General features: G+C 61.0%; 20 protein-coding genes and 1 pseudogene. 7 read left to right on the plus strand and 14 right to left on the minus strand.

What is annotated here, in order from left to right; genetic code table 11:
• Nucleotides 1–36 precede the first annotated feature (36 nt).
• Genes fmdA through PHQ58_RS08870 form a run of 3 tightly spaced genes read left to right on the plus strand, consistent with a single transcriptional unit; the run spans nt 37 to nt 2686 of the window.
• A complete protein-coding gene (fmdA, locus tag PHQ58_RS08860; RefSeq protein WP_300109975.1) occupies nt 37–1263 on the plus strand; it encodes a formamidase in 1227 nt (408 codons plus the stop codon).
• Nucleotides 1264–1278: 15 nt separating this feature from the next.
• A complete protein-coding gene (locus PHQ58_RS08865) occupies nt 1279–1620 on the plus strand; it encodes a zinc ribbon domain-containing protein (protein WP_300109976.1) in 342 nt (113 codons plus the stop codon).
• A gap of 19 nt (nt 1621–1639) precedes the next feature.
• The gene (locus PHQ58_RS08870) at nt 1640–2686 is read left to right on the plus strand and encodes an aliphatic amidase (RefSeq protein ID WP_300109978.1); all 1047 of its coding nucleotides are present in this window, start codon (nt 1640–1642) and stop codon (nt 2684–2686) included.
• A 92-nt stretch (nt 2687–2778) separates the two neighbouring features.
• On the opposite strand, the gene PHQ58_RS08875 is transcribed toward PHQ58_RS08870, so the two are convergent.
• The 3 genes from PHQ58_RS08875 to PHQ58_RS08885 all read right to left on the minus strand — a co-directional run bounded on the left by PHQ58_RS08875 (nt 2779) and on the right by PHQ58_RS08885 (nt 6719).
• The gene (locus PHQ58_RS08875; RefSeq protein ID WP_300109980.1) at nt 2779–4596 is read right to left on the minus strand and encodes a 3'-5' exonuclease; all 1818 of its coding nucleotides are present in this window, start codon (nt 4594–4596) and stop codon (nt 2779–2781) included.
• Nucleotides 4597–4681: 85 nt separating this feature from the next.
• Nucleotides 4682–4846 (minus strand): DUF5668 domain-containing protein, encoded by a 165-nt coding sequence (locus tag PHQ58_RS08880; RefSeq protein WP_300109982.1) that lies wholly within the window; start codon nt 4844–4846, stop codon nt 4682–4684.
• Nucleotides 4847–4925: 79 nt separating this feature from the next.
• Entirely contained in the window at nt 4926–6719 is a 1794-nt protein-coding gene (locus tag PHQ58_RS08885) for a SulP family inorganic anion transporter (RefSeq protein ID WP_300109984.1), read from the minus strand.
• A 57-nt stretch (nt 6720–6776) separates the two neighbouring features.
• Here PHQ58_RS08885 and PHQ58_RS08890 point away from each other — a divergent pair, with 57 nt between their 5' ends.
• Nucleotides 6777–7184, plus strand: coding sequence for a YchJ family metal-binding protein (locus PHQ58_RS08890; RefSeq protein WP_300109986.1), 408 nt, complete (start codon nt 6777–6779; stop codon nt 7182–7184).
• Between the two features lie 105 nt (nt 7185–7289).
• On the opposite strand, the gene leuA is transcribed toward PHQ58_RS08890, so the two are convergent.
• Complete coding sequence (gene leuA / locus PHQ58_RS08895) at nt 7290–9008, minus strand: 2-isopropylmalate synthase (protein WP_300109988.1); 1719 nt, start codon at nt 9006–9008, stop codon at nt 7290–7292.
• Between the two features lie 234 nt (nt 9009–9242).
• Between leuA and PHQ58_RS08900 the strand changes: the two genes are divergently transcribed.
• The 3 genes from PHQ58_RS08900 (at nt 9243) to PHQ58_RS08910 (ending at nt 12423) form a co-directional block, all read left to right on the plus strand.
• Nucleotides 9243–9461, plus strand: a complete 219-nt coding sequence (locus PHQ58_RS08900) for a hypothetical protein (protein ID WP_300109990.1) — start codon at nt 9243–9245, stop codon at nt 9459–9461.
• Nucleotides 9462–9579: 118 nt separating this feature from the next.
• Complete coding sequence (locus PHQ58_RS08905; protein WP_300109992.1) at nt 9580–11217, plus strand: B12-binding domain-containing radical SAM protein; 1638 nt, start codon at nt 9580–9582, stop codon at nt 11215–11217.
• Nucleotides 11218–11292: 75 nt separating this feature from the next.
• Entirely contained in the window at nt 11293–12423 is a 1131-nt protein-coding gene (locus PHQ58_RS08910) for an ABC transporter substrate-binding protein (RefSeq protein WP_300109994.1), read from the plus strand.
• 57 nt (nt 12424–12480) lie between these two features.
• Here the strand turns inward: PHQ58_RS08910 and deoA are convergent, their stop codons facing one another.
• From deoA to PHQ58_RS08960, 10 genes and pseudogenes are all read right to left on the minus strand, one after another.
• Nucleotides 12481–13848 carry a thymidine phosphorylase gene (gene deoA / locus PHQ58_RS08915; protein ID WP_300109996.1) on the minus strand — a complete coding sequence of 456 codons (1368 nt, stop codon included), beginning with the start codon at nt 13846–13848 and terminating at the stop codon, nt 12481–12483.
• The gene (deoC, locus tag PHQ58_RS08920; protein WP_300109999.1) at nt 13817–14620 is read right to left on the minus strand and encodes a deoxyribose-phosphate aldolase; all 804 of its coding nucleotides are present in this window, start codon (nt 14618–14620) and stop codon (nt 13817–13819) included. Before deoC ends, deoA begins: the two co-directional genes overlap by 32 nt.
• Before the next feature lie 197 nt (nt 14621–14817).
• Nucleotides 14818–15612: a purine-nucleoside phosphorylase gene (locus PHQ58_RS08925; RefSeq protein ID WP_300110002.1), complete on the minus strand. Its 795-nt coding sequence runs from the start codon at nt 15610–15612 to the stop codon at nt 14818–14820.
• Nucleotides 15613–15682: 70 nt separating this feature from the next.
• Complete coding sequence (cdd, locus tag PHQ58_RS08930; protein WP_300110005.1) at nt 15683–16135, minus strand: cytidine deaminase; 453 nt, start codon at nt 16133–16135, stop codon at nt 15683–15685.
• Nucleotides 16136–16169: 34 nt separating this feature from the next.
• Nucleotides 16170–17033, minus strand: a complete 864-nt coding sequence (gene eutC / locus PHQ58_RS08935; RefSeq protein ID WP_300110008.1) for an ethanolamine ammonia-lyase subunit EutC — start codon at nt 17031–17033, stop codon at nt 16170–16172.
• Nucleotides 17030–18463 carry an ethanolamine ammonia-lyase subunit EutB gene (locus PHQ58_RS08940; protein ID WP_300110011.1) on the minus strand — a complete coding sequence of 478 codons (1434 nt, stop codon included), beginning with the start codon at nt 18461–18463 and terminating at the stop codon, nt 17030–17032. Before PHQ58_RS08940 ends, eutC begins: the two co-directional genes overlap by 4 nt.
• 22 nt (nt 18464–18485) lie before the next feature.
• Nucleotides 18486–18839 carry a RidA family protein gene (locus PHQ58_RS08945; RefSeq protein WP_300110014.1) on the minus strand — a complete coding sequence of 118 codons (354 nt, stop codon included), beginning with the start codon at nt 18837–18839 and terminating at the stop codon, nt 18486–18488.
• A 64-nt stretch (nt 18840–18903) separates the two neighbouring features.
• A complete protein-coding gene (alr, locus tag PHQ58_RS08950; RefSeq protein ID WP_300110017.1) occupies nt 18904–20022 on the minus strand; it encodes an alanine racemase in 1119 nt (372 codons plus the stop codon).
• A 96-nt stretch (nt 20023–20118) separates the two neighbouring features.
• Nucleotides 20119–20992, minus strand: a pseudogene (locus PHQ58_RS08955) (alanine:cation symporter family protein).
• A gap of 126 nt (nt 20993–21118) precedes the next feature.
• A complete protein-coding gene (locus PHQ58_RS08960) occupies nt 21119–22372 on the minus strand; it encodes a D-amino acid dehydrogenase (protein ID WP_300110020.1) in 1254 nt (417 codons plus the stop codon).
• Nucleotides 22373–22526: the final 154 nt, after the last annotated feature.

The raw sequence follows: 22526 nt of genomic DNA on the forward strand, positions 1-22526 counted from the left end.
CATCTTTATCTATTTTCAACCCTGAAGGAGAACGAAATGGCCGAAACACTGATTTCCGTTGACCTGAGCAAGTCACCGCTTGAGAACGAAAATATCCACAACCGCTGGCATCCTGATATACCGATGGCTGTTTGGGTGAATCCGGGTGATGATTTCATCCTAGAGACCTTCGACTGGACCGGCGGGTTCATCAAAAACAACGATTCAGCCGATGATGTGCGTGACATCGACCTGAGTACGGTGCACTACTTGTCGGGCCCCGTGGGCGTAAGGGGCGCAGAGCCTGGCGACCTGTTGGTGGTTGATTTGTTGGACATTGGCGCCAAACAAGACAGCTTATGGGGATTTAACGGCTTCTTCTCGAAAAAGAACGGTGGGGGCTTTCTCACTGAGCACTTTCCCGAGGCACAGAAATCGATTTGGGACATTAAAGGCATGTTCACCAGTTCACGCCATGTGCCCGGAGTCAATTACGCTGGATTGATCCATCCAGGTTTGATTGGCTGCTTGCCTGACCCCAAAATGCTTGAGATGTGGAATGCCCGTGAGCAGGCCCTGATTGATACCGACCCCACCGCCGGTCTTGCGAACCCTCCGTTTGCAGACACCGCCCACATGGGCAGATTAAAAGGTGAGGCCAAGGCCAAAGCGGCCGCAGAGGGTGCTCGCACAGTGCCTCCTCGTGAACATGGTGGCAATTGCGACATCAAGGATTTGTCGCGAGGTGCCAAGGTGTACTTCCCCGTGTATGTGGACGGCGCAGGCCTGTCTGTTGGCGACCTGCACTTCAGCCAAGGCGACGGTGAAATCACCTTTTGCGGTGCCATCGAGATGGCTGGATGGGTACACATGAAAGTCACGCTGCTGAAAGGCGGCATGGCCAAATACGGCATCAAGAATCCAATTTTTAAACCGAGCCCGATCACGCCTACTTATAACGATTACCTGATTTTCGAAGGCATCAGTGTCGATGAAAGCGGCAAACAGTACTACCTTGATGTCAATGTGGCCTACCGTCAGGCTTGCCTGAACGCCATTGAATACCTGAAAAAATTCGGCTATTCAGGAGCGCAGGCTTATTCGATTCTGGGCACTGCCCCGGTACAGGGCCACATCAGTGGTGTGGTGGATGTTCCCAATTCGTGTGCCACGCTATGGCTTCCTACGCAGATTTTTGACTTCGACATCAACCCCTGTGCGGCCGGACCCATCAAGTACCTGGACGGCTCAGTGGTCATGCCACTGTCACCTGACCTGACCTGATTCGGGACCTCTGTCATGCCCACTTATGACTATGCCTGTGCCAGCTGCGGAGGCTTTGATGCCTTTCGCAGCTTGGCTGAGCGAAACGAGCCAGTTGCCTGTCCTGACTGCGGAGCGGCTTCAGCACGGGTGTTCGCCACAGCACCGCGGCTGGCACTCATGGACAGTGGCACACGCCATGCCATGGCCACCAATGAACGCGCCCGGCATGAGCCTCAGCGCTCAAGTGAATACGCCCGCTTGCGCCATCCACCAGGTTGCGGATGTTGTTCGACTGCTGGTCGCAAGGCCACAGTGACCGCGCCCAATGGAAATAAGGCGTTTCCAAGCAAGCGGCCCTGGATGATCAGCCATTAATTTTTGAGGTACTTACATCATGATGCACGGTGACATTTCAAGCAGCAAAGACACGGTCGGTGTGGCCGTGGTCAATTACACGATGCCGCGTCTGCACACGACAGCCGAGGTTCTGGACAACGCGCGCAAGATTGCCGACATGATCGTCGGCATGAAATCCGGTTTGCCGGGCATGGATCTGGTGATCTTTCCAGAATACAGCACCCACGGCATCATGTATGACGCCAAGGAGATGTATGCCACGGCGTCAACGGTACCAGGGGTAGAGACTGAAATTTTTGCGGAGGCCTGCCGCAAGGCTAAGGTTTGGGGCGTTTTCTCACTGACGGGTGAACAGCATGAAGAACACCCGAACAAGGCGCCTTACAACACCTTGATCCTGATGAATGACCAGGGTGAGATCGTTCAAAAGTACCGCAAGATCATGCCGTGGGTGCCGATCGAAGGCTGGTACCCAGGCAACTGCACCTATGTGAGCGACGGCCCTAAAGGCATCAAAATCAGCTTGATCATTTGTGATGATGGCAACTACCCTGAAATTTGGCGTGACTGCGCCATGAAGGGTGCCGAACTTATTGTTCGTTGCCAGGGCTACATGTACCCGGCAAAGGACCAACAAGTGATGATGGCGAAGGCCATGGCTTGGGCAAACAACTCTTATGTTGCGGTGGCAAACGCCGCGGGCTGGGATGGGGTGTACAGCTACTTTGGACACAGCGCCATCATCGGGTTTGATGGCCGCACGCTGGGCGAGTGCGGCGAAGAAGGCCATGGCGTGCAATACGCCGCGCTCTCCACCAGCCTGATACGAGATTTCCGAAAAAACGGGCAATCCGAAAACCATCTTTTCAAGTTGTTGCATCGCGGATATACGGGAATGATCAACTCAGGCGAAGGCGACAAAGGCGCAGCAGCCTGCCCGTTCAGCTTCTACAGCAACTGGGTCAACGACCCGGAAGGAACTCAGCAAGCGGTAGAGGTCATGACGCGCCCCATGGTGGGAACGGAGGAGTGTCCTATTGAGGGCATTCCAAATCCATTGACTGTTGGTCACAGAAATGGCTGAGACGCAGGGTTAATTTCGGGCAAGCCACAGGGTCGTAAGTGGCCGAAAGTTTGGTCGTAGTAGGCGCAAGGTCGGGTGGCATCAACACGCTGTCACCCAAATCGCCGGCTAAATCCGCCGTCTCCCCCCACCCCAATCACCAACCGGTGCGTCGCCCGTGTCGCCGCCACATAAAACACACGAGCCGCTTCCGCCTCGTCCTCACCGGCGGCCGGCATGTGCCCCACACCGGGCAGGGCTACCACAGGGAACTCCAGGCCTTTGCTGGCGTGCATGGTCATCACCTTGATCTTGTCGCTGGTTGGGTCAAAGTCGCCGGGACTGACGCGGTTTTCCAGCGGCAGGCCACGCTGGCGTAGCACTTGGGCGCACAGGTCGCGGGTTTTCCAGTCAGCACACAGCACGGCCAAGTCGCCCCAAGCGTGACCCTCGTTGTGGGCAGTGCTCAAGTGGTCGGCAATGGCATAAGCCTCGTCGCGCAAGGTGGGCATGCGGATGATCAGCGGTGCTTCGCCATCACGGCCGCAGCTGATGGGGTGCAGGCTTGGAATGGCGTCGTCGTCATCGCTGGCTTCATCGGGCTTGAGTAAATCGGCGGCCACCAGGCTGGCCACCTGCAGGATTTGCCGGGTGTTGCGGTAGTTGATGCGCAGGATGGTTGAGTAACCTTTGCCCACCGCTTTGATGCCAACGCTCTTGAGCGTGAACTTGAGCCGGCTGCGCTTGTAAATGCTTTGTGCATCGTCATACAGCACCAGTAGGCTGTTGCTGGCGGGGTCTACCATTTGCACCACCAGCTTGAGCCATTCGGGCGCAAAGTCGTGGCCTTCGTCAATCAGCACGGCCTGGTACTGGCCGCCGGGGATTTGGCTACGCGCCACACCGCGGATCACAGCATCGACAAGGTCATCAAAAAAGTGAGCGCTTTGCGCAGGCAAGGTCTGGCCAAACGCCCGAATTTGCTCATGACACCATTTGTGAAAGTGCCGCACATGCACTTTCTCGTCCAAGCCCTTGGCGGCCATCACGCTGTGCAGCTTCACGCCCAGCGGTTCGTTAAAACACAGGATCAGGATGGGTTTGCTGCTGGCCGTGCTGGCCTTTGCCAAATACTCCGCGCGGTAACCCAGAATCATGGTTTTGCCCGAGCCCGCCACGCCGTGAATCACGCGGTGGCCGTCGCCCAAAGACCGTGCCAATTGCTCCTGCTGCAGGTCCATCACGCGCATCATGCTGGGCAGGTCGGCCAGGGTGTCGGTGTCATCAAACAGCGGCTCCTGGGTGGGCACGCGCACCTCGGGAAACAAAATCCAGCGTACCCGCTCCAGCATGGGCAGCGTCATCACACCGCGCATCATGTAGGGGAACATGTCCCACAGGCGACTTTGCAGGTCTTCGGCGTCCACCGTTTCCAGCATCTCGTCTTTGCACAACACGCGGTGCGGCTCGATGGCGTGGTGCAGCTCGGCGGCCTTGAATTGCTGGCGCGTGATGTTGGTAAAGACCACGCCGTAGCTCCACGGGAACGCAATTTGCCCTTGGTGCGGGCCGTCGGGCTGCGTCAGCTGCGGGTCGCGTTTCAGGGCATCAACTACCTGGTGCGCATACTGGCGGGCCTGTTCGAGCGGGTTGATCACGGTTTTAGGCGTGCCGTCGGGCAGGATGGTCCAGGTGTGTTTGTCAGCCTGCCCGATGGTGGCGAGCTTCCAGTCTTTGACTTCCAGCACCAGCAGGCCGCGGCGCGGGTGCATCACGATGAAGTCCGGGTGCGCCTGCCTGGGGCCTACCGGCACGTCGTACCACAGCAGGTAATCGTCGTCGAGCTTGTCTTGCAGCCGCTGGGCCAGGCGGCGCTCACCGCTGGTCATGCGTGCGGTGCAGGCGCTCAATGCGGGTATCAGCGTTGCCATTGAATTTGTCTCGTCCCTGAGGTGTGTAGGCTGATGATAAGCCGGTCTCAAATGGGACGGATGGCCGGCAGCTGCGGGTTGCGTGCTACTTTTTATTGGTGAAAAACAGCGACAAACCCACCGCAATCAAAATCAGCGGCCACCAGGTTCTGAGCAGTGCTGCCAGGCTGACATTGATCAGCCCCAGGTTGGTCAGCAGAAAAAATGTGCCTACGCACACCAGCACAATGGCCGCAAAATTACCCTTCATGGTGTTCCTTTGTCAGATTAAAAACGGGCCCATACGCCCGGCCAATGGCTGCCATTGTCTGTGCACGGCGGTGATGCCGTCACACCTCATCCCAGTCTTTCCAGTTCACCGCATGGGTGTCGCGGTACAGGTTGACGGCGCTGCCCACGGTGGGCGAAAAGATGTCGTGGCCAATGATGTCGAGCGTGCCGTAGCCACGTAGCCGGTCTTTGACCTGGCCCTTGAGGCCGGCAAACCACAGCTCAATGCCTTGTTGCTTGAGCTCCTGGTACAGGCTCACCAGCGCATCAGCCGCGGTGATGTCGACATGGGTGATGGCATTGGCCACCACCACCAGGCGGTGTGTGGGGGTGGGCGCGGTGGCAATGGCGCGTTTGGCTTGTGTACGAAAAAGTTCACCATTGGCAAAAAACAGCTGGGCGTCCCAACGAAACAGCACCAGGCCGGGCACTTGGCGGCCCTCCGGGTGGCGGGTGATGTCGTGGTAGCCCTTGGTGCGGCCAACCCGCGCCAGCACCGCAAAATACGGGTGCCAGGCATTCCACAGCAGCAACAGCATGGCCAGCACCAGGGTGATGACAATACCCTCAATCACGCCGATCAGCGCCACGCCAAAAAAGCTGGTCAGTGACAGCGCAAACTCCGCCTTGCTGATGCGGTACAACTCGCGCATGCCCGCCACGTCGGCAAATGACAGGCAAGCTGCCATCACCACCGCCCCCAGTACCGCGCTGGGTAGGCTTTGCAGCAGCCCCGGCGCAAGCAACAGCAGCATCACAATGGCCAGCGCCCCCACCACACCGGTGAGCTGAGTTTTAGCCCCGGCCGATTCCGCCACCGGCGTGCGCGACGCGCTGGCGCTAACCGAAAAGCCCTGAAACACCCCGGCGGCCATGTTGGCTATACCCAATGCCACCATTTCCTGATTCTGGTTCACCTGATAGCCCCCGCGCTGCGCCAGTGCGCGTGACAGCACGCTGGTGTCGGCAAACGACAGCAAGGAGATGATCAACGCGCCCGGCAGCAGCTGCAGCATGTCGCGCCAGGACACCAGCGGAATGTGCCACTGTGGCAAGCCCTGCGGCAGGTTGCCCAGCACCACCACCTGAAACGTGTCGGCCAGGTTGAATCCGGCAGACACGGCGGTGGCCAGCACCACCGCCAGCAAGATGCCGGGCCAACGCGGCCGCCAGTGGGCCATGAGCAAAATCAGCGTCAGGCTGGCTCCGCCTATCAGCAGTGCCATCTGGTTCGTCTTGCCTGCGGCAATGCCTTGCACCAGCCGCGTTGTTTGTTCCAGCAGGCCGTCGGCCTTGACCGAAAAGCCGAACACCTTGGGCAATTGGCCGATCAGCACCGTGAGGGCAATGGCGTTCAAAAACCCGATGCGGATCGGCTTGGACAACAAGTCAGCCACCAGGCCCAAACGGGCCAGCCCGATCAGCAGCGAGCAGGCGCCCGACAACAGCGCCAGCATGCCCGCCAATACAACTGCACGCTCAACGCTGCCTGCGGCCATGGGCAAGATCAACACCGCAATCACCGCCGCCAGAGTTGAATCCGGCCCCAGCACCAAGATGCGGCTGGGGCCAAACAGCGCGTAGGCCAGCAGCGGGACGATGGTGGCGTACAGCCCGTGAATGGCGGGCAGCCCGGAGGCCTCGGCGTACCCCATGCCCACCGGTACCAGAATGGCGGTGAGCACCAGGCCGGCGACCAGGTCATGCAAAAACCATGCGCTTTGGTAGTTGCGCAAGGTGGCCAGCCCGGGCAGCCAGCGTTGCAGCCAGGTGAGGCGCTGCCACGCCAGCAATGCCGAGCCGGGCTGAGGCACGGGCGGCGGCTTGGGTGTGGGCTGGGTGGCATTGTCCATGGTGAGGCAACCAGTTTACGTGCCGGCTGGCGTCTGTGCGCCGTTACCATTGCGCGCATGAAAAAGACCACCCTTGCCGCCCACGCCGCCTGCCCCTGCGACAGCGGTCAACCCTATGGCGACTGCTGCGGCCCGTGGCATGCTGGCTACGCACAAGGCACACCCGCCCCCACGCCCGAGGCACTGATGCGCTCGCGCTACAGCGCCTACGTGTTGGGGCTGATTGACTACCTGCTGGCCACCTGGCACCCGTCCACCTCGCCGGGTGAGCTGGAGCTGTCACCCGTTAAATGGTTGGGCCTGGAAGTGCGCCACGCCCAGGCCACGGGCGACGCGGGTGTGGTGGAGTTTGTGGCCCGCTACCGTGACAGCGGCAAAGGCGTGCGCCTGCATGAAATCAGCCGCTTTGTGCGTGAAGCGGGGCGCTGGTTGTACATCGATGGCGAGATGCAGGAACCGGAGTGAAAGGGTTAGACGCTATATTTATTGCAGCTGCTTGCGCAGGTTTTACAAGGGCTAGAGGCCTAAAATGCCACTAACTCAACTGCAACTGGCGTGACAGCGGCCGTGTCAAGCCGCTTCACCCTCCAACTCAAGCACATCAGCCAGCCCCAACCGGTTCACGCCGCTGAGGAGCGCCTTCACCGACGCGGTGACGATGTTGGTGTCCATGCCCACGCCAAAGCGCTCCGGGCTGCCTGCGGCAGACACCAGCTCCAAAAAGGCGCAAGCCTGGGCATCACCCCCGTTGGTGCTGGCGCGGGTGGAGCGCTCTTCATAACTGCGCACCTGCACCTGGATGCCGACGGTTGTCAACGCATGCACAGCCGCATCGATGGGGCCATTGCCCGCGCCTGTGATCATCATGGGCTGCCCGTTCACCTCCACACCGATGCGAATACCCTGCACATGGGTCTTGCTGCCCGGCGTGGCGTGGTCAAACAATTGGTGCTCCACATAACGAATCGACGCCACGGCGGGCTCCAGATACGTGCACTCAAACAGGTTCCAGATGTCTTGCGCGCTCATCTCGCCGCCATGGGTGTCGGTGTAGGTTTGCACCTCGCCCGAGAACTCCACCTGCAAGCGCCGGGGCATGACCACGCCAAATTCGGCTTCCATCAAATACGCTACGCCACCTTTGCCGCTCTGGCTGTTGACGCGGATCACCGAGTCATAGCTGCGGCCCAGGTCGGCCGGGTCAATCGGCATGTAAGGCACGTTCCATAACGTGTTGGGCTGCTGCACCGCCAGGCCTTTTTTGATGGCATCCTGATGCGAGCCGCTGAAAGCGGTGAATACCAAATCACCCACATACGGGTGGCGTGGGTGGATCGGCAACTGGTTGCAATGCTCCACGGTGCGAGCCACAGCGTTGATGTCAGAAAAATCCAGCCCCGGCGCCACGCCCTGGGTGTACATGTTCAAAGCCAGCGTGACGATGTCGACATTGCCGGTGCGCTCGCCGTTGCCAAACAGGCAGCCTTCGACCCGGTCCGCGCCGGCCATCAGGCCCAGTTCGGCAGCAGCTACCGCTGAGCCCCGGTCGTTGTGTGGGTGCACGCTGATGAGCACACTATTGCGCCGCGCCAGGTGGGTGTGCATCCACTCAATCTGGTCGGCGTACACATTGGGCGTGGCCACTTCAATGGTGGCGGGCAGGTTCAAGATGACCTTGTTGGTGGGCGTGGCCCCCCACTCGGCGGTGACGGCGTCGCACACCTCGCAGGCAAAGTCCAGCTCGGTGCTGGTGAACACCTCAGGGCTGTACTGCAAGACCCATTCGGTCTCGGGGTGTTGCGCACACAGTGTTTTGATGAGCCGCACCGAAGACACCGCCAACTCCTTGATTTCATCCTTGCTCATGCCAAACACAATGTCCCGAAACGCCGGTGAGGTGGCGTTGTAGACGTGCACGATGGCGCGGCGTGCGCCCTTGAGGGACTCGATGGTGCGGCGGATCAGGTGCTCGCGCGACTGGGTCAGCACCTCAATGGTCACATCATCAGGAATGTGGCCACCTTCGATCAAGTTGCGCACAAAGTCAAAGTCGGTTTGCGAGGCGCTGGGGAAAGCCACCTCAATCTCTTTGAACCCCACCTGGCACAACGTGCGAAACATGCGCATCTTGCGCTCCACGTTCATCGGTTCAAACAGCGACTGGTTGCCATCACGCAAGTCAGAGCTCATCCAGATCGGCGCATGGGTGATGCTGCGCGAGGGCCATTGGCGGTTCGGCAAGTCAATGGTGGGGAAAGCGCGGTACTTGGTGGCGGGGTTGGACAACATGGCAAAAATTCCTCAAGAAGCAATAACGGACAGTGAGGGCTATCGTAGGCCTGAAGGTGGGGTGAATGATTGCGTTTTTGTCTGTTAATTCGTCTTTAAAGACAGACTATTGCCAACTAAGACAATATTTAGCAATTTTTATGAATAAATTGCGATTCATCGATTGTTGATCTGCTCAAGACGTGAGGCAGTGGGTTGCGTTGGTGGCTGCGAGACGGGCGGTGACGGGGCCAGGTGTTCGAGCGCAAGCTGCATGAGGTGGCTTGTGATTCCGCGCTGGTGACGGCATCGGTGCGCCATGCGCCGGGCGCCAACTATGCGGTTTTGAACGCAGCCGTGTTGTCCAACCCGCGCCACCACTGCCAACTCATTTATCGGCTGGACGGCCAGCGCATCACCTTTGAGAAACAACCCGGTGTGGTGTGGATGGAGATTGCCACCGTGGCGCTCTGACCCATGACGCTGATGTGGTTGCACAATCGGTCAGTGGCACGCCAGACTTGAATTTGTCACGAAATTACTACTAACGTTATAGCTATATGCGAATGAATTACAAGGGCTAGAGGCCTAAATGACTGATAAATATTGTTCCGCCCCCCGCATTGTCCTGGCCACGCTGAACGCCCGTTACATCCACGCCTCGCTTGGCCTGCGTTGTCTGCTGGCCAACCTGGACTTGCATGGTGGCGCGGGCTTGCGTGCACAGACCGTGCTGCGCGAATACACCATCAACCGCGCGCCGGCTGACGTGGTGGCGGACCTGCTGGGCGACGCGGGCGGTGCCGTGCAGATCGTCGGTTTTGGTGTGTACATCTGGAACGTGACACAAACCTGTGAGGTGCTGCGCCTGCTCAAAGCGGCGCGGCCAGCGGTCAAGATCGTGCTGGGTGGGCCGGAGGTCAGCCACGAGGTCGACCAGCAGCCCATCACCGCGCTGGCCGACCATGTCATCACTGGTTGGGGCGATGTGAGTTTTGCCAAGCTGTGTCGTGCGCTGCTGGACGGCCCCCAGCCGCTCATGAAAATCATCCCTGGCGAGCAGCCCGCGCTTGAGCACCTGGCGCTGCCGTATGCCGAGTACAGCGATGCCGATCTGGCGCACCGCCTGCTCTACGTGGAGGCGTCGCGCGGTTGCCCGTTCAAGTGCGAGTTTTGCCTGAGCTCGCTTGACAAAACCGCCTGGGGCTTTGAATTGGGCCGCGTGCTGACGGCGCTGGACGGCTTGTACCAGCGTGGCGCGCGCACCTTCAAGTTTGTCGACCGCACCTTCAACCTGAAGGTCGAGCATTCGGTGCGCATCCTGCAGTTTTTTCTGGACCGCTTGCCAGCGCCCGGTGCGCACGCCAATGAGCAGCTTTTCTTGCACTTTGAAGTCATCCCAGACCACTTGCCAGACCGTCTGAAGCTGCTGCTGGCGCAATTTCCGCCGGGTGTGTTGCAGCTTGAAGTGGGCGTGCAGAGTTTTAACGAGGTGGTGCAGCACACCATCTCGCGGCGCCAAGACAACGCCGCCACCGAGGCCAACCTGCGCTGGCTGCTGGCCCACACCCACGCGCACATCCACGCCGATTTGATCTTTGGCCTGCCCGGCGAAACCCTGCATAGTTTTGCCGAGGGCTTTGACCGCCTGTTGGGCGTTGGCCCGCATGAGATTCAGCTCGGCATTTTGAAGCGCCTGCGCGGCACGCCAATCACCCGCCACACCCAGACGCATGGCATGGTGTATGACACGCAGCCACCCTACACCGTGCAGCAAACCGGCGTGGTCGATGCCGCCACCCTGCAACGCTTTGCCAGGTTTGCCCGTTACTGGGATGTGCTGGCGAATTCGGGCCGATTTGCGCAAACGCTGGCATTGCTGTTGCACACAGCATCCGACAAGGCTGTGCAGAGTGTTGGGCGCACCCTGGTCGCGCCATCGGATTCACCGTTCTGGCGTTTTTGGGCGTTTGCAGACTGGCTGTGGGCGCGCTCCGAAGCCACCCACCGGCTGACGCCTGAGCTGCTGGTGGACGCCTTGTTTGACTACCTCAGCCAAAGCCTGCCGGCAGATGCGGTGCGCCAGGCCCTGCTGGCCGACTACACCACCAGTGGCGCTCGCGCCAACCCCAGCGCCTTGCAAGGCCTGCTGCCAAGGGTTGCGCCAGCACCGGCCAAAACGGCGCGCACCTTGGCTGCACGCCAGGAACGGCATCGTGTTACGCCCTGATGCAAGATGCCGCCTTAGCCACATCGCGGCGGTAGCATTGCGGCCTGCTGTTTTTACTAACCCACAGACCACACTATGCGCATTCTTCACAAACTCCTGGCTCTTGCCCTGGCCTTTTGCAGCCCGCTGGCCATGGCTGAGACCGGGGTGACCGACAAAGAAATCCTGATCGGCCAGTTTGCCGCCATGACCGGGCCGGCCGCACAACTCGGGCAGCGCATGCAGGTGGGCATGTTGACCTATTTTTCTGCGGTGAACGCGCTGGGCGGCATCAACGGGCGCAGCCTCAAGCTGGTCACTCGTGACGATGGTTATGAGCCCGACAAAGCCGCGGCCGCAGTCAAGGCGCTGATTCAAGAGGACAAGGTGTTTGCCCTGGCCGGTGCCGTGGGCACCCCCACCGGGTTGGCCGCCTTGCCGATCGTGACCGAGCAACAGGTGCCGCTGGTGGGCATGTTCACCGGTGCGCAGGCGCTGCGTGAGCCGTTTAACCGGCAGGTGTTTCATGTGCGAGCCAGTTATTTTGATGAAACCGAGCGCATCGTGCAGCACCTGACCACGTTAGGCATCAAAAAAATCGCCGTGTTCTACCAAAACGACTCCTACGGCAAAGCCGGTCTGGAGGGTGTGGAGCGTGCGCTGACCAAACGTCAGCTCAAGCCCGTCGCCATCGGCACGGTGGAGCGCAACAGCGTGGACACGGCGCAGGCCTTGGCCAGCATCCTGAAGGCCGAGCCCGAAGCCGTGGTGCAAATCAGTGCCTACAAAAGCTGTGCCGCCTTCATCAAGCTGGCGCGTGGCAAAGGCTATGGCGGGCAGTTTTTTAACGTGAGCTTTGTCGGCTCAGCGGCGCTGGCGCAAGAGCTGGGCGAAGTGGGCCAGGGGGTGGTGATTTCGCAGGTGGTGCCGTTCCCATACGCCGCCAAGGTGGCAGTGGTGCGCGAGTACCAGCAGCACATGCTGGCAGCGGGTCAGAAAGACTTTGATTTCTCTAGTCTGGAGGGTTACTTGACCGCGCGCGTACTCACCGAAGGCCTGCGCCGGGCCGGCAAAGCCCTGACGCGTGACGCGCTGATTGCCGGTCTGGAGAGCATGCGCGACGTGAACCTGGGCGGTTTCGTGGTGAATTACAGCGCCAAAAACCACCAGGGTTCCACCTTTACCGACTTGACCATCATCGGACGCGATGGCAAGTTCATGCACTAATTGCTATGTATTAAATGGCTACTTGCGCTTTATTTATAAGGGCTACAGCCTGATTTGTTATAAATTTTGCGCGATGCGCCGCAGCAGCACAGGTGCTGGTGCCACTGGCTGCTCGCTGAGCTGAATGCTCGCCAGCAGCGTGAGCCGGGCGCGCTCGGCTCTGGCAGCGTCAGCCGCATGCACCACGGCCAGCACATCGCCCGCCTGCACGGCCTGGCCAATTTGGACGAATTGCGTGAAGCCCACGCGTGCATCGACCGCGTCGCTGGCTTGGCGCCTGCCACCGCCAAGCGCCACCACCGCCAGGCCAATGTCACGCGTGGCCATGCCGCTGACCCAGCCGCTGCGCGGCGCTGGCACGGTGAGCTGCACCGGGGCTTGTGGCAAGTAGTGGCCGGGTCGATCGACAAAATCCGCCGGGCCACCCAGTGCCGTCACCATGCGGGCAAACTGTGCTAGCCCTCGTCCACTGGTCAAAACTTGTTCTACTTTTTGCAGTGCGTCGGTTTCCGTTGTGGCCAGGCCACCCATCAGCAGCAGCTCGGCGCTCAGGCGCAGGGTGACTTCTTTCAGGCGTACATCGAGGTGCTTGTTTTTCAAAAAGTCAACCGCCTCGATCACTTCCAGCGCGTTGCCAGCGGTGCTGCCCAGCACCTGGTTCATGTCGGTGAGCCAGGCGCGCGTGGGCAGGCCAGCACCGTTGGCCACTTGCACCAGCGACTCGGCCAGCGTGGTCGCCATGTCCGGTGAATCGGCAAACGCGCCGTTGCCCACTTTCACGTCCATCACCAGGCCTTGCAACCCGGCAGCGAGTTTTTTGGACAGGATGCTGGCGGTGATGAGTGGCACGGATTCGACCGTGGCGGTGACGTCGCGAATGGCGTAGAGGCGGCGGTCGGCCGGGGCCAGCTCTGCGGTTTGGCCAATGATGGCGCAACCCGCCGTTTGCAGGGCGCGGTGCAGCATGGCCACATCAGGCGTGACGTTGTAGCCGGGGATGCTGCCCAGCTTGTCGAGCGTGCCGCCGGTGTGGCCCAGGCCGCGGCCCGAAATCATGGGAACGATGCCACCGCAGGCCGCCACGATAGGGGTCAGCATCAGGCTCACCTTGTCGCCGACGCCGCCGGTGGAATGTTTGTCCAGAATCGGCCCGGTCAGATTGGCACCGGACCAGTCCATGACCAAACCAGAGTGCGTCATGGCTTGCGTCAGCGCCACGGTTTCATCGCGGCTCATGCCGTTCAAAAACATGGCCATGGCCAGTGCCGCAGCCTGGCCTTCGCTCCACGAGCCGTCGACCAGGCCTTTGACAAAGCTGTCGATGTGGGTGCGCTCCAGCGTGCGGCCGTCGCGTTTGATGCGGATGATTTCCTGGGCGAGCATGGGTACTTTCTCAGTAACTGCCAAGCTGCGTTGGGCTGGCATCGGTGCAACCCTCCAGCACGGTTTCAATGTCGCCCAGCAAGCTGCTGGCGCCAATGCGAAAACGCTTCGGTGTCAAGGCGGCATCGCCCAGATACTGCTGCATGAGTGCTTCATAAACAATAGCTTCTTGCGCAGTCTTTATGCCGCCTGAAGCCTTAAAACCTGCATAACTTATGGCTGTGGGGTGGGCGGCAATGGTGGCCAGCATGACGCGGGCAGCATCGGGCGTGGCGTGCACGGCAGTTTTGCCGGTGCTGGTTTTCAGGAAGTCTGCGCCGCTGTCCAGGGCAAGCCGGCTGGCGCGCCCAATGAGTTCTGGCGTTTTGAGTTCACCAGTTTCAAGAATCACTTTGAGCGTCAGGCCGAGGCACATCTGGCGCACCGCCACCAGCAGTTGGGTTACCGCCGCTTCGTCACCGGCCATCAAGGCCATGTAGGGCAGCACCACGTCCACATCTTGCGCGCCGGCCTTCACGATTTGCAGGGTGTCTTGCACGGCTGCTGCCACGTCCGCATTGCCATGCGGAAAATTGGCCACCGCTGCCACGCCAATGTGGGCGGGCAGTTGCGCGCGGGCAAAGGCGGCCAGGCGCGGCCAGACGCACACCGCCGCTACTGGGCCGAACGGGCTTTGGGCGCGGTGGCAAAGTTTGGCAACGTCGGCCTCGGTGTCAATGTCATTGAGGCTGGTGAGGTCCAGGCAGGCCAAGGCGATGCGGGCGCTGTGCTGCAGGTCATGCGGCCAGGTGGTTGGGGTGTTTGGGCTTGTCATGATGGCTTTTAATGATACGTTGGTGAATGGCTTTGCATCTCGGTTTCGTGGGTTTGACCGGCGCAGCGGCAGTCTTTGGCGGCCTCCTCATACTGGGGTACCAGAAATCGTCGGCCGCCAAAGCCAGCCACTGCGCTGGCGTGCGTCGCCCACCCATCAGGCTTGAACGGGTGCGTCCGGTGGTCAGCCTGCCGAACTTATGGCAACGCAGCAATGATGTCTGCCAGCAGCCGGCTGGCCGTCGCGTTGCCTTCCTGCGCTTGGCTCAAGGTATGCGCATGGCTCAAATTTTCTGAAGACATGCCTGCTCCAAAATTGGTGATGATTGAGAGCGCCAGCACCCGCAGCCCCAAGTGCCGCGCGATGATGGTCTCAGGCACCGTGCTCATGCCCACGGCATCGGCACCCAGTAGCTGCGCCATGCGGATCTCGGCAGGGGTCTCAAACTGCGGCCCCAGAAACCAGGCATACACCCCTTCAAAAAGAGTAGCGCCTTGCGCTTGTGCTATTTGGGTTGCAAGCTGATTTAGCTTGCAATCATAGGCGTTGACCATGTTGACAAAACGCGCGTTGCCATCAAGCCCTACCAGCGGCGAACGCTGCGGCAAGTTCAGGTGGTCGGTGACCAGCATCAGGCTTTGCGGCGGCATGTCCAAGCGTAAGCTCCCTGCGGCGTTGGTTTGCACCAGCGTGTGGCAGCCCAGTCCTTTCAGCACCCGCAGCGGCTCCGCCATGCCGTCCACCGCGCCGGTCTCATAGCCGTGTTTACGCCCGCTCATCACCGCCACGGCTTGCCCGCCAATGTGGCCCAGCCACAGTGTGGCGTTGTGCCCGGCCACCGTGGGTTGGGGAAACCCTTCAAGGTCTTTGTATGGCATCTGGATGGCATCTGTGATGTGCTCCGTCAACCCGCCCCAGCCAGACCCTAGCACCACGGCGACGCGGGGCTGGAAATGACCGGCGCGCTGGCGGATGGTGTCAAGGGCGTTCATGCGGGTTGCCCGAAATTCAGTCTGATGCCTTGCCAGTCACAAGGGTAGATAAGCGCCGATGCGGGATGTCTCATGCGGTGCCCAGGTGGTCTGGCCCAAAACTTTCGGGCAGCAACTGCGCCAGGGTGTAGCGCGGGCCAAGTTCTGCGTCGTTGGCGGCGAGGATGGGCATGGTGGGCGCGCCAAATTCACGCAATTTCTGCCTGCAGCCCCCGCAGGGTGTGGTCCATGCACTCTTGTTTTTGCCACCGTTGCCAACCACCAGCACGGCCAGCGCGCGCGTGCTGCCTGCCAGCACCATGGCCGACAGGGCCGCGGCTTCGGCGCACAAGCCCTCGGGATACGCGGCGTTTTCCACATTGCAGCCGGCGTGGATGCGGCCCTGTTCGTCAAGCACCGCTGCACCCACTTGGTACTGGGAATACGGCGCGTAAGCCTTCAGTTGCGCGCTGCGGGCAGCGGCCAGCAGGGCTTGTTGCTGTGGGTTAGTGAGCGCATCACCGGGTGGGTTTGGCTGGGTCATGGGCACATCCATCGTGTTGTAAGGTGTGGCGATGTTAGAGGCCTTGCGCCAGTTCGTCGGTGACGATGCCCTTGCGGTGCAGACGGTCGTCCACATCGTCCTTCAGCCCAACGCCGCTGAGCTGCTTGATGCGCGCCTGAGTCAGCAGTCGGTGCAGCGTTAGTGCGGCCGCCTCGACAGATAAACCCGCGTCTCTCACGTTAGAAATGCAGTTTCTCTCCGCATCTGATCTGCCCACCCGGGGCGACCAGGTCAGGTACAGCCCCATGCTGTCGGGCGAACTCAGGCCCGGGCGCTCGCCAATCAGCATCACCACCAATTGCGCGTTGAGCTGCTCGCCCACTTCGTCGCCAATGGCCACGCGGCCCTGCTCTACCACCGTCAGCGGGGCAATGCGCCAGGTTTGGGCGGGGTCGTTTTGCAAGCGCTTGAGCATGTTGGCTACCAGCGGCAGCGCGTTTTGATGGATGGCCAGGGCGCTCAGGCCGTCTACCACCACAAAGGCCAGGTCAAACGCTGCATCGGCCGCGTGGTGGGTTGGGCTGCCTGCACTGTGGAGTAAGCCGCCTTCGTTGCGCGGCGCGGCTTGCCATTGCGCCAGCGTTTGCAGTGAGGCGGCGTTCAGCCGCCGCCCCAGGTCGGGCCGCTGCAAATACGTGGCGCGGTCCGCCGCCTGGCTGTGCAGCATCAGTGTGGGCAGGCCCAGCATTTGCAGACTGGCCGCCATACCGGTTGCGTCCAGTGGCAAATGCACCGCGTCACGCGCTTGTGCATGGGCCAGTTGAAACGCCAAGTGCGCACGGGTGGGCACACTGACCCCGGCGCGGCCGAGCGCAATGCGCGCGTCAGTGAACTGGCGCAAAGCGTCCCAGGGTGTTGGCGTGATCAGATGGCTCATGCGGATGGCGCCCCCAGCCTTTGGATGGAGGCTGAAAAGGCGCTGGGCAACTGGGCTGTCAGGCGTTGCTGCCCGCTGCCAGAACCCGCTGGCGTGCCAAGCCCCATCTTCTCCAGCCAGGCCTCGAACTCGGGCGCGGCGCGCAACCCCAGCACTTGGCGCAACACCTGAGCGTCATGAAACGAGGTGCTTTGGTAGTTCAGCATGATGTCGTCTGAGCCCGGCACACCCATGATGAAGTTGCAACCCGCGGCGCCCAGCATCAGCATCAGGGCGTCCATGTCGTCGCCATCGGCCTCGGCGTGGTTGGTGTAACACACGTCACAGCCCATCGGCAGGCCCAGCAGCTTGCCGCAAAAGTGGTCTTCCAGCCCGGCGCGGACGATTTGCTTGCCGTTGAACAAATACTCAGGGCCAATGAAGCCAACCACGGTGTTGACCAGCAACGGCTTGAAATGCCGCGCCACCGCGTAGGCGCGCGCCTCAATGGTTTGCTGGTCGCAGCCGTGGTGTGCCCCGGCACTGAGTGCACTGCCTTGGCCGGTCTCGAAATACATCACGTTGCTGCTGCGTTGGCCTTGTTCATCAAGCAGCGTGGCACGTTGCAGGGACAGTGCGGCTGAGCGCGCCTCTTGCAGCAGCGCCAGGTTCAGCCCAAAACCGGTGTTGGTGGCCTCGGTGCCACCAATCGACTGAAACACCAGATCTACCGGCGCACCACGCTCGATGGCCTGCAAGGTGTTGGTCACATGCGTCAACACGCACGACTGGGTTGGAATGCCGTAGCGGGTGATTGCCTCATCGAGCAGGTGCAGCAGTCGCACCACTTGGGGCACGTTGTCGCTGGCCGGGTTGATGCCAATCACCGCGTCGCCACTGCCCAGCAGCAGGCCGTCGAGCAAGCTGGCGGCAATGCCTTGCAGGTCATCGGTCGGGTGGTTCGGCTGCAGCCGTGTGGCGAGCCGGCCAGCCAAGCCGATAGTGCTGCGAAAGCGTGTTACCACCTGGCATTTGCGGGCGATCAGGATCAAGTCTTGCACCCGGCAAATTTTGCTTACCGCCGCCACCATTTCCGGCGTCAGGCCGGGTGCCAGCGCGGCTAATGTTTGTGACGTGGCGTTATCGCTCAATAGCCAGTTGCGAAAGTCGCCTACGGTGAGGTGGCGCACTGGCGCAAAGGCTGCCACATCGTGCGTGTCCAGAATCAGCCGGGTGACCTCGTCGTCTTCATACGGCACCACGGCTTCATGCAAAAAGGTGCTGAGCGGCACATCTGCCAGCGCCATTTGCGCCGCCACGCGCTCCTGCGCGTTGGCTGCAGCGACCCCCGCCAGTTGGTCGCCTGAGCGCTCAGGGCTGGCCTTGGCCAGCAGGGTGCGCAAGTCGTCAAACCTGTAGTGACGGGTGCCAATGGTGTGGGCGTAAGGCATGGTGGCCAGGCCAGTGCGAAAACTAGATGACCGCTGCGGTGACGACGATTTCAATGCGCCAGTCCGGGTTGGCCAGGCTGGCTTGAACGGTTGCTCTTGGCGGTGCGTGCCCCTTGGCGACCCAGCCGTCCCATGCCGTGTTCATTCCGGGGTAATCCTTCATGTCCGTCAAAAATATGTGTGTCATCAGGATGTGTTGCTTGCTGCTGCCGCATTCGGCCAGCAGTTGGTCAACCATGGCAAGCACTTCACTGGTTTGGCCTTCAATGTCATTGGCGGTGTTGGTCGGGACCTGACCTGCCAGATAGATGGTTCCGGCATGGATGCAGGCTTCGCTGAGGCGTGGACCGATGTGAAGGCGTTGAATGTCAGCCATGTTTTTGTTGCTCCGAGATGTCGTTGAGGTGCGTGGCGATGGTATCAAGTGGCTTGTTTGGAAGTCACACCGGTATCGCATCTTTGTAGTGCCGTTGGTAGCGGTGGCCCAGGCTGGTAAGAATTTCATAGCCAATGGTGCCGGCACAAGTGGCCACGTCATCCACGGTGTGATGGGGTGACAGCAGGTCGATCAGCGTACCGGGCAGTGTGGCGTCTTCAGGCAGCGCACTGACATCGATCGTGATCGTGTCCATGGAGACCCGGCCGACCAGCGGCAGTGCCACCTTGCCTAGCCAAGCTGAGCCGCGCCCGCCCAGGCTGCGCAGGTAGCCATCTGCATAGCCTACCGACACCGTGGCGATCCGACTGGCTCGCGGCGCCACCCAGCTCAAGCTGTAGCCCACCGCTGCGCCAGCTTCCACAATGCGTGTCTGCATCACCTTGCCCTGCAGTCTTACCACAGGTTGCATCGGGTTTGGTTGGCCGGGCACCGGTGCTACGCCATACAGCGCCGCGCCCGGTCGGGCCAGGTCAAAGTGAAACGCCGGACCCAAAAAAATGCCGGATGAATTGGCGAAGGTGGCCGGTGCCTTTGGCAGCATTCGGCGCGATGCAACAAAACTTGCCAGTTGCGCCGCGTTGGCCGGGTGGTCAGGCTCATCGGCACAGGCCAGGTGGCTCATCACGAAGGCCACGGCAATGCCATCAAAGGCCGAGGGGTTGTGGCTGAGTTGCCGCAACTCACGGGCCGACAGGCCGAGCCGTGCCATGCCGCTGTCGACTTGCACGATGGCCGGTAGTTTTTGTCCGCGGCCAGCGGTCATGGCACGCCAGGCGTCGATCTGCTGCAGGCTGTTGAGCACCGGTACCAGGCCATGCGCCGCACATTCGGCCTCTGCCCCAGGCGGCAGCCCGTGCATCACGTAGATGGCAGCGCCTGCCGGCAGCACCGGGCGCAGGTCAATCCCTTCGCCAAGATGGGCCACAAAGAAGTGACGGCAGCCGACACGGTAAAGCGCCGGGGCAACACGGCGGGCGCCCAGACCGTAGGCGTCTGCTTTCACGACGGCGGCGCAGTCAGTGCTGGACAAGCGGGCCTTCAAGACCAGCCAGTTGCTGCAAATCGCATCCAGGTCGATGGTCAGCAGGGCACCCGCATTGGTTGGATTGATTGAGTTCATGATGACGTTCTCAAAGCGTGGTGGCTAAGGCAAATGGCGGCCCCGAATGCACGACGGTACGTTACACCGTTGTTCCGGGGACGAACGGCTTTGTATTTAGCTGCCACTGGCCATGGCCAGCGTTTGCACGCGGTGCTTCTCAAAATACGCGTTCGTCAGTTTCACGACAACGGGCGACAGCAGCAGCAGGGACACCAGGTTGGGCAGCGCCATGAATGCGTTGAGTGTGTCCGACACCAGCCAGACGAAGTCAAGATGCGTCACGGCACCGACCAGCACAAACATCGTCCACAGCACGCGGTAGGGCACTTCAACCGAGGTGCCCAGCAGGTATTCCCAGCATTTCTCGCCGTATTAGGCCCAACCCAGAATGGTGGTGAAGGCGAAAACAGACAACGCGACCCGATGTCCAGGGGCTGATGCCAAAACCGGCTTCCAGCGCGCCCGCGATGCTGTTGGACTGCACCATGTTGCCAATCCCAAAACCGGCCAAGCCACCGAACAGCGCAAAGGCGGTGGCGAGCCAGCGCCAGTGGCGACCAAGCCCATTTTTGATGGCGTACATCGGGCCCCCAATTTGCTCGCCGTGGTCATCGGTTTCGCGGGAATGAACGGCCAGCAGCACTTCGGCGTATTTGGTCGCCATGCCGACCAGCGCGGTCATCCACATCCAGAACATGGCACCTGGGCCACCTACTGCAATGGCGGTGGCGACGCCCGCAATGTTGCCAGTGCCGACCGTGGCCGCCAGGGCTGTCATGAGTGCGGCGTAGGGCGTGATCTCACCGGGCGCGCCGGGCGCCGCCTTGCGTCCGCGCCATACCATGACGAAGCCGGCGACGATCTTGGTGATCGGCATGAAGCGCAGGCGCAATTGCAGGAACAAGCCGGTGCCCAAAATAGCGATCAGCATCGGTGGCCCCCACACGATGTCGTTGATCGTTGTGACGATTGAGGTGATGGTTTCCATGAATTGTCTCCAGTAGTTGTAATAAGTTCAGACGAGAAAATGCCCTGTCCTGATGTGGACATGCGGCAGCCCGGCGTCGGTTGTGTCGACGCCAAATGCAGGGGGAGGTTGCTGGGTTTTGAGGGCTTAACCGTAGCGGGCGACAGTCAGGCCTTCCATGCTGATCTCGGGCTGGCGCCCGCTGATCAGGTCGGCCATCACGCGCCCGGTCCCGGCGGCCATGGTCCAGCCCAGTGTGCCGTGACCGGTGCTCAAGAACAGGTTCTCAAGAGGCGTTTCGCCCAGAATGGGCGTACCGTCAGGGGTCATCGGGCGCAAGCCGGTCCAGAACTCGGCTTGACTCACGTCACCGCCTTGTGGGAACAGGTCTGTGACGACGAATTCAAGCGTACGCCTGCGGCCTACGTCAAGGTTCAGGTCAAAGCCCGAGAGCTGCGCTGTGCCGCCGACGCGAATGCGGTCGCCCAGTCGCGTCACAGCCACTTTATGGGTTTCGTCCATGATGGTGGACTCCGGGGCTTTGGCCGCATCGGTGATTGGCACCGTGATCGAGAAGCCCTTGACCGGGTACACCGGGATGCGAATACCCAGCGGGGCCAGCATCTGGGTGGAGTAGCTGCCCAGCGCCAGCACATAGCGGTCGGCCGTCAGCACGCCCGCATCGGTGCGCACGCCGGTGATGCGATCACTGCTGCGCTCCACGCCCTGAATGTCGACGTTGAAACGGAAGGTCACGCCCAGGGCTTTGGCCCGTTCGGCCAGCGTGTTGGTGAACTTGAAGCAGTCACCGGTCTCGTCACCGGGCAGGCGCAAGGCACCGACAAACTTGTCTTGCACCCCGGCTAGCGCGGGCTCGTATTTCAGGTAGCCGGTGCGGTCCAGCAACTGGTAGGGCACGTTGTACTGTTTCAGAATCTCGATGTCCTTGGCGGTGCCATCGAGCTGCTTTTGGGTGCGAAACAGCTGCAGCGTGCCTTGATCGCGGTCGTCGTACTGGATGCCGATCTCGGCCCGAAGTTCCTTCAGGCAATCACGGCTGTACTCGGCCAGGCGCACCATGCGCCCCTTGTTGACGCGGTAGCGGGCCTCGGTGCAGTTGCGCAGCATGGACATGCCCCAACGCCACATGGCGGGGTCAAGCATGGGCTTGATCACCAGCGGGCTGTGGTGCATCAGCATCCACTGGATGGCTTTCAGCGGCACACCTGGGCCAGCCCAGGGTGCTGAGTAGCCTGGCGAGACCTCGCCCGCATTGGCGTAACTGGTTTCCAGGCCAGGTCCGGGCTGACGGTCAACCACTTCCACCTCGTGGCCGGCACGCGCCAGGTAATACGCCATGGTGGTGCCGATGACACCACTGCCGAGAATGAGTACGCGCATATTCCTGCTCCAAATTGACCCGGTGCAACGCGAAGGCGCAGCATCAACGGGCTGATTGCTGGCAGGTGTTTGCACACTCCGTGCCACATTTCAAGAAATCTGGAAAATGCTTTTAAAACAACAGCTTGGTGATTTCTCCATGCGGCCGAGATGG

The sequence above is a fragment of the Rhodoferax sp. genome (assembly GCF_028688795.1).
In the GTDB taxonomy this organism is placed as follows: domain Bacteria; phylum Pseudomonadota; class Gammaproteobacteria; order Burkholderiales; family Burkholderiaceae_C; genus Rhodoferax.

Bases quoted from the DNA above. Each gene is read 5' to 3' on its own strand.
- fmdA (WP_300109975.1), top strand. From the start codon at position 37: ATGGCCGAAACACTGATTTCCGTTGACCTGAGCAAGTCACCGCTTGAG.
- PHQ58_RS08865 (WP_300109976.1), top strand. From the start codon at position 1,279: ATGCCCACTTATGACTATGCCTGTGCCAGCTGCGGAGGCTTTGATGCC.
- PHQ58_RS08870 (WP_300109978.1), top strand. From the start codon at position 1,640: ATGATGCACGGTGACATTTCAAGCAGCAAAGACACGGTCGGTGTGGCC.
- PHQ58_RS08875 (WP_300109980.1), bottom strand. From the start codon at position 4,596: ATGGCAACGCTGATACCCGCATTGAGCGCCTGCACCGCACGCATGACC.
- PHQ58_RS08880 (WP_300109982.1), bottom strand. From the start codon at position 4,846: ATGAAGGGTAATTTTGCGGCCATTGTGCTGGTGTGCGTAGGCACATTT.
- PHQ58_RS08885 (WP_300109984.1), bottom strand. From the start codon at position 6,719: ATGGACAATGCCACCCAGCCCACACCCAAGCCGCCGCCCGTGCCTCAG.
- PHQ58_RS08890 (WP_300109986.1), top strand. From the start codon at position 6,777: ATGAAAAAGACCACCCTTGCCGCCCACGCCGCCTGCCCCTGCGACAGC.
- leuA (WP_300109988.1), bottom strand. From the start codon at position 9,008: ATGTTGTCCAACCCCGCCACCAAGTACCGCGCTTTCCCCACCATTGAC.
- PHQ58_RS08905 (WP_300109992.1), top strand. From the start codon at position 9,580: ATGACTGATAAATATTGTTCCGCCCCCCGCATTGTCCTGGCCACGCTG.
- PHQ58_RS08910 (WP_300109994.1), top strand. From the start codon at position 11,293: ATGCGCATTCTTCACAAACTCCTGGCTCTTGCCCTGGCCTTTTGCAGC.
- deoA (WP_300109996.1), bottom strand. From the start codon at position 13,848: ATGCCAGCCCAACGCAGCTTGGCAGTTACTGAGAAAGTACCCATGCTC.
- deoC (WP_300109999.1), bottom strand. From the start codon at position 14,620: ATGACAAGCCCAAACACCCCAACCACCTGGCCGCATGACCTGCAGCAC.
- PHQ58_RS08925 (WP_300110002.1), bottom strand. From the start codon at position 15,612: ATGAACGCCCTTGACACCATCCGCCAGCGCGCCGGTCATTTCCAGCCC.
- cdd (WP_300110005.1), bottom strand. From the start codon at position 16,135: ATGACCCAGCCAAACCCACCCGGTGATGCGCTCACTAACCCACAGCAA.
- eutC (WP_300110008.1), bottom strand. From the start codon at position 17,033: ATGAGCCATCTGATCACGCCAACACCCTGGGACGCTTTGCGCCAGTTC.
- PHQ58_RS08940 (WP_300110011.1), bottom strand. From the start codon at position 18,463: ATGCCTTACGCCCACACCATTGGCACCCGTCACTACAGGTTTGACGAC.
- PHQ58_RS08945 (WP_300110014.1), bottom strand. From the start codon at position 18,839: ATGGCTGACATTCAACGCCTTCACATCGGTCCACGCCTCAGCGAAGCC.
- alr (WP_300110017.1), bottom strand. From the start codon at position 20,022: ATGAACTCAATCAATCCAACCAATGCGGGTGCCCTGCTGACCATCGAC.
- PHQ58_RS08960 (WP_300110020.1), bottom strand. From the start codon at position 22,372: ATGCGCGTACTCATTCTCGGCAGTGGTGTCATCGGCACCACCATGGCG.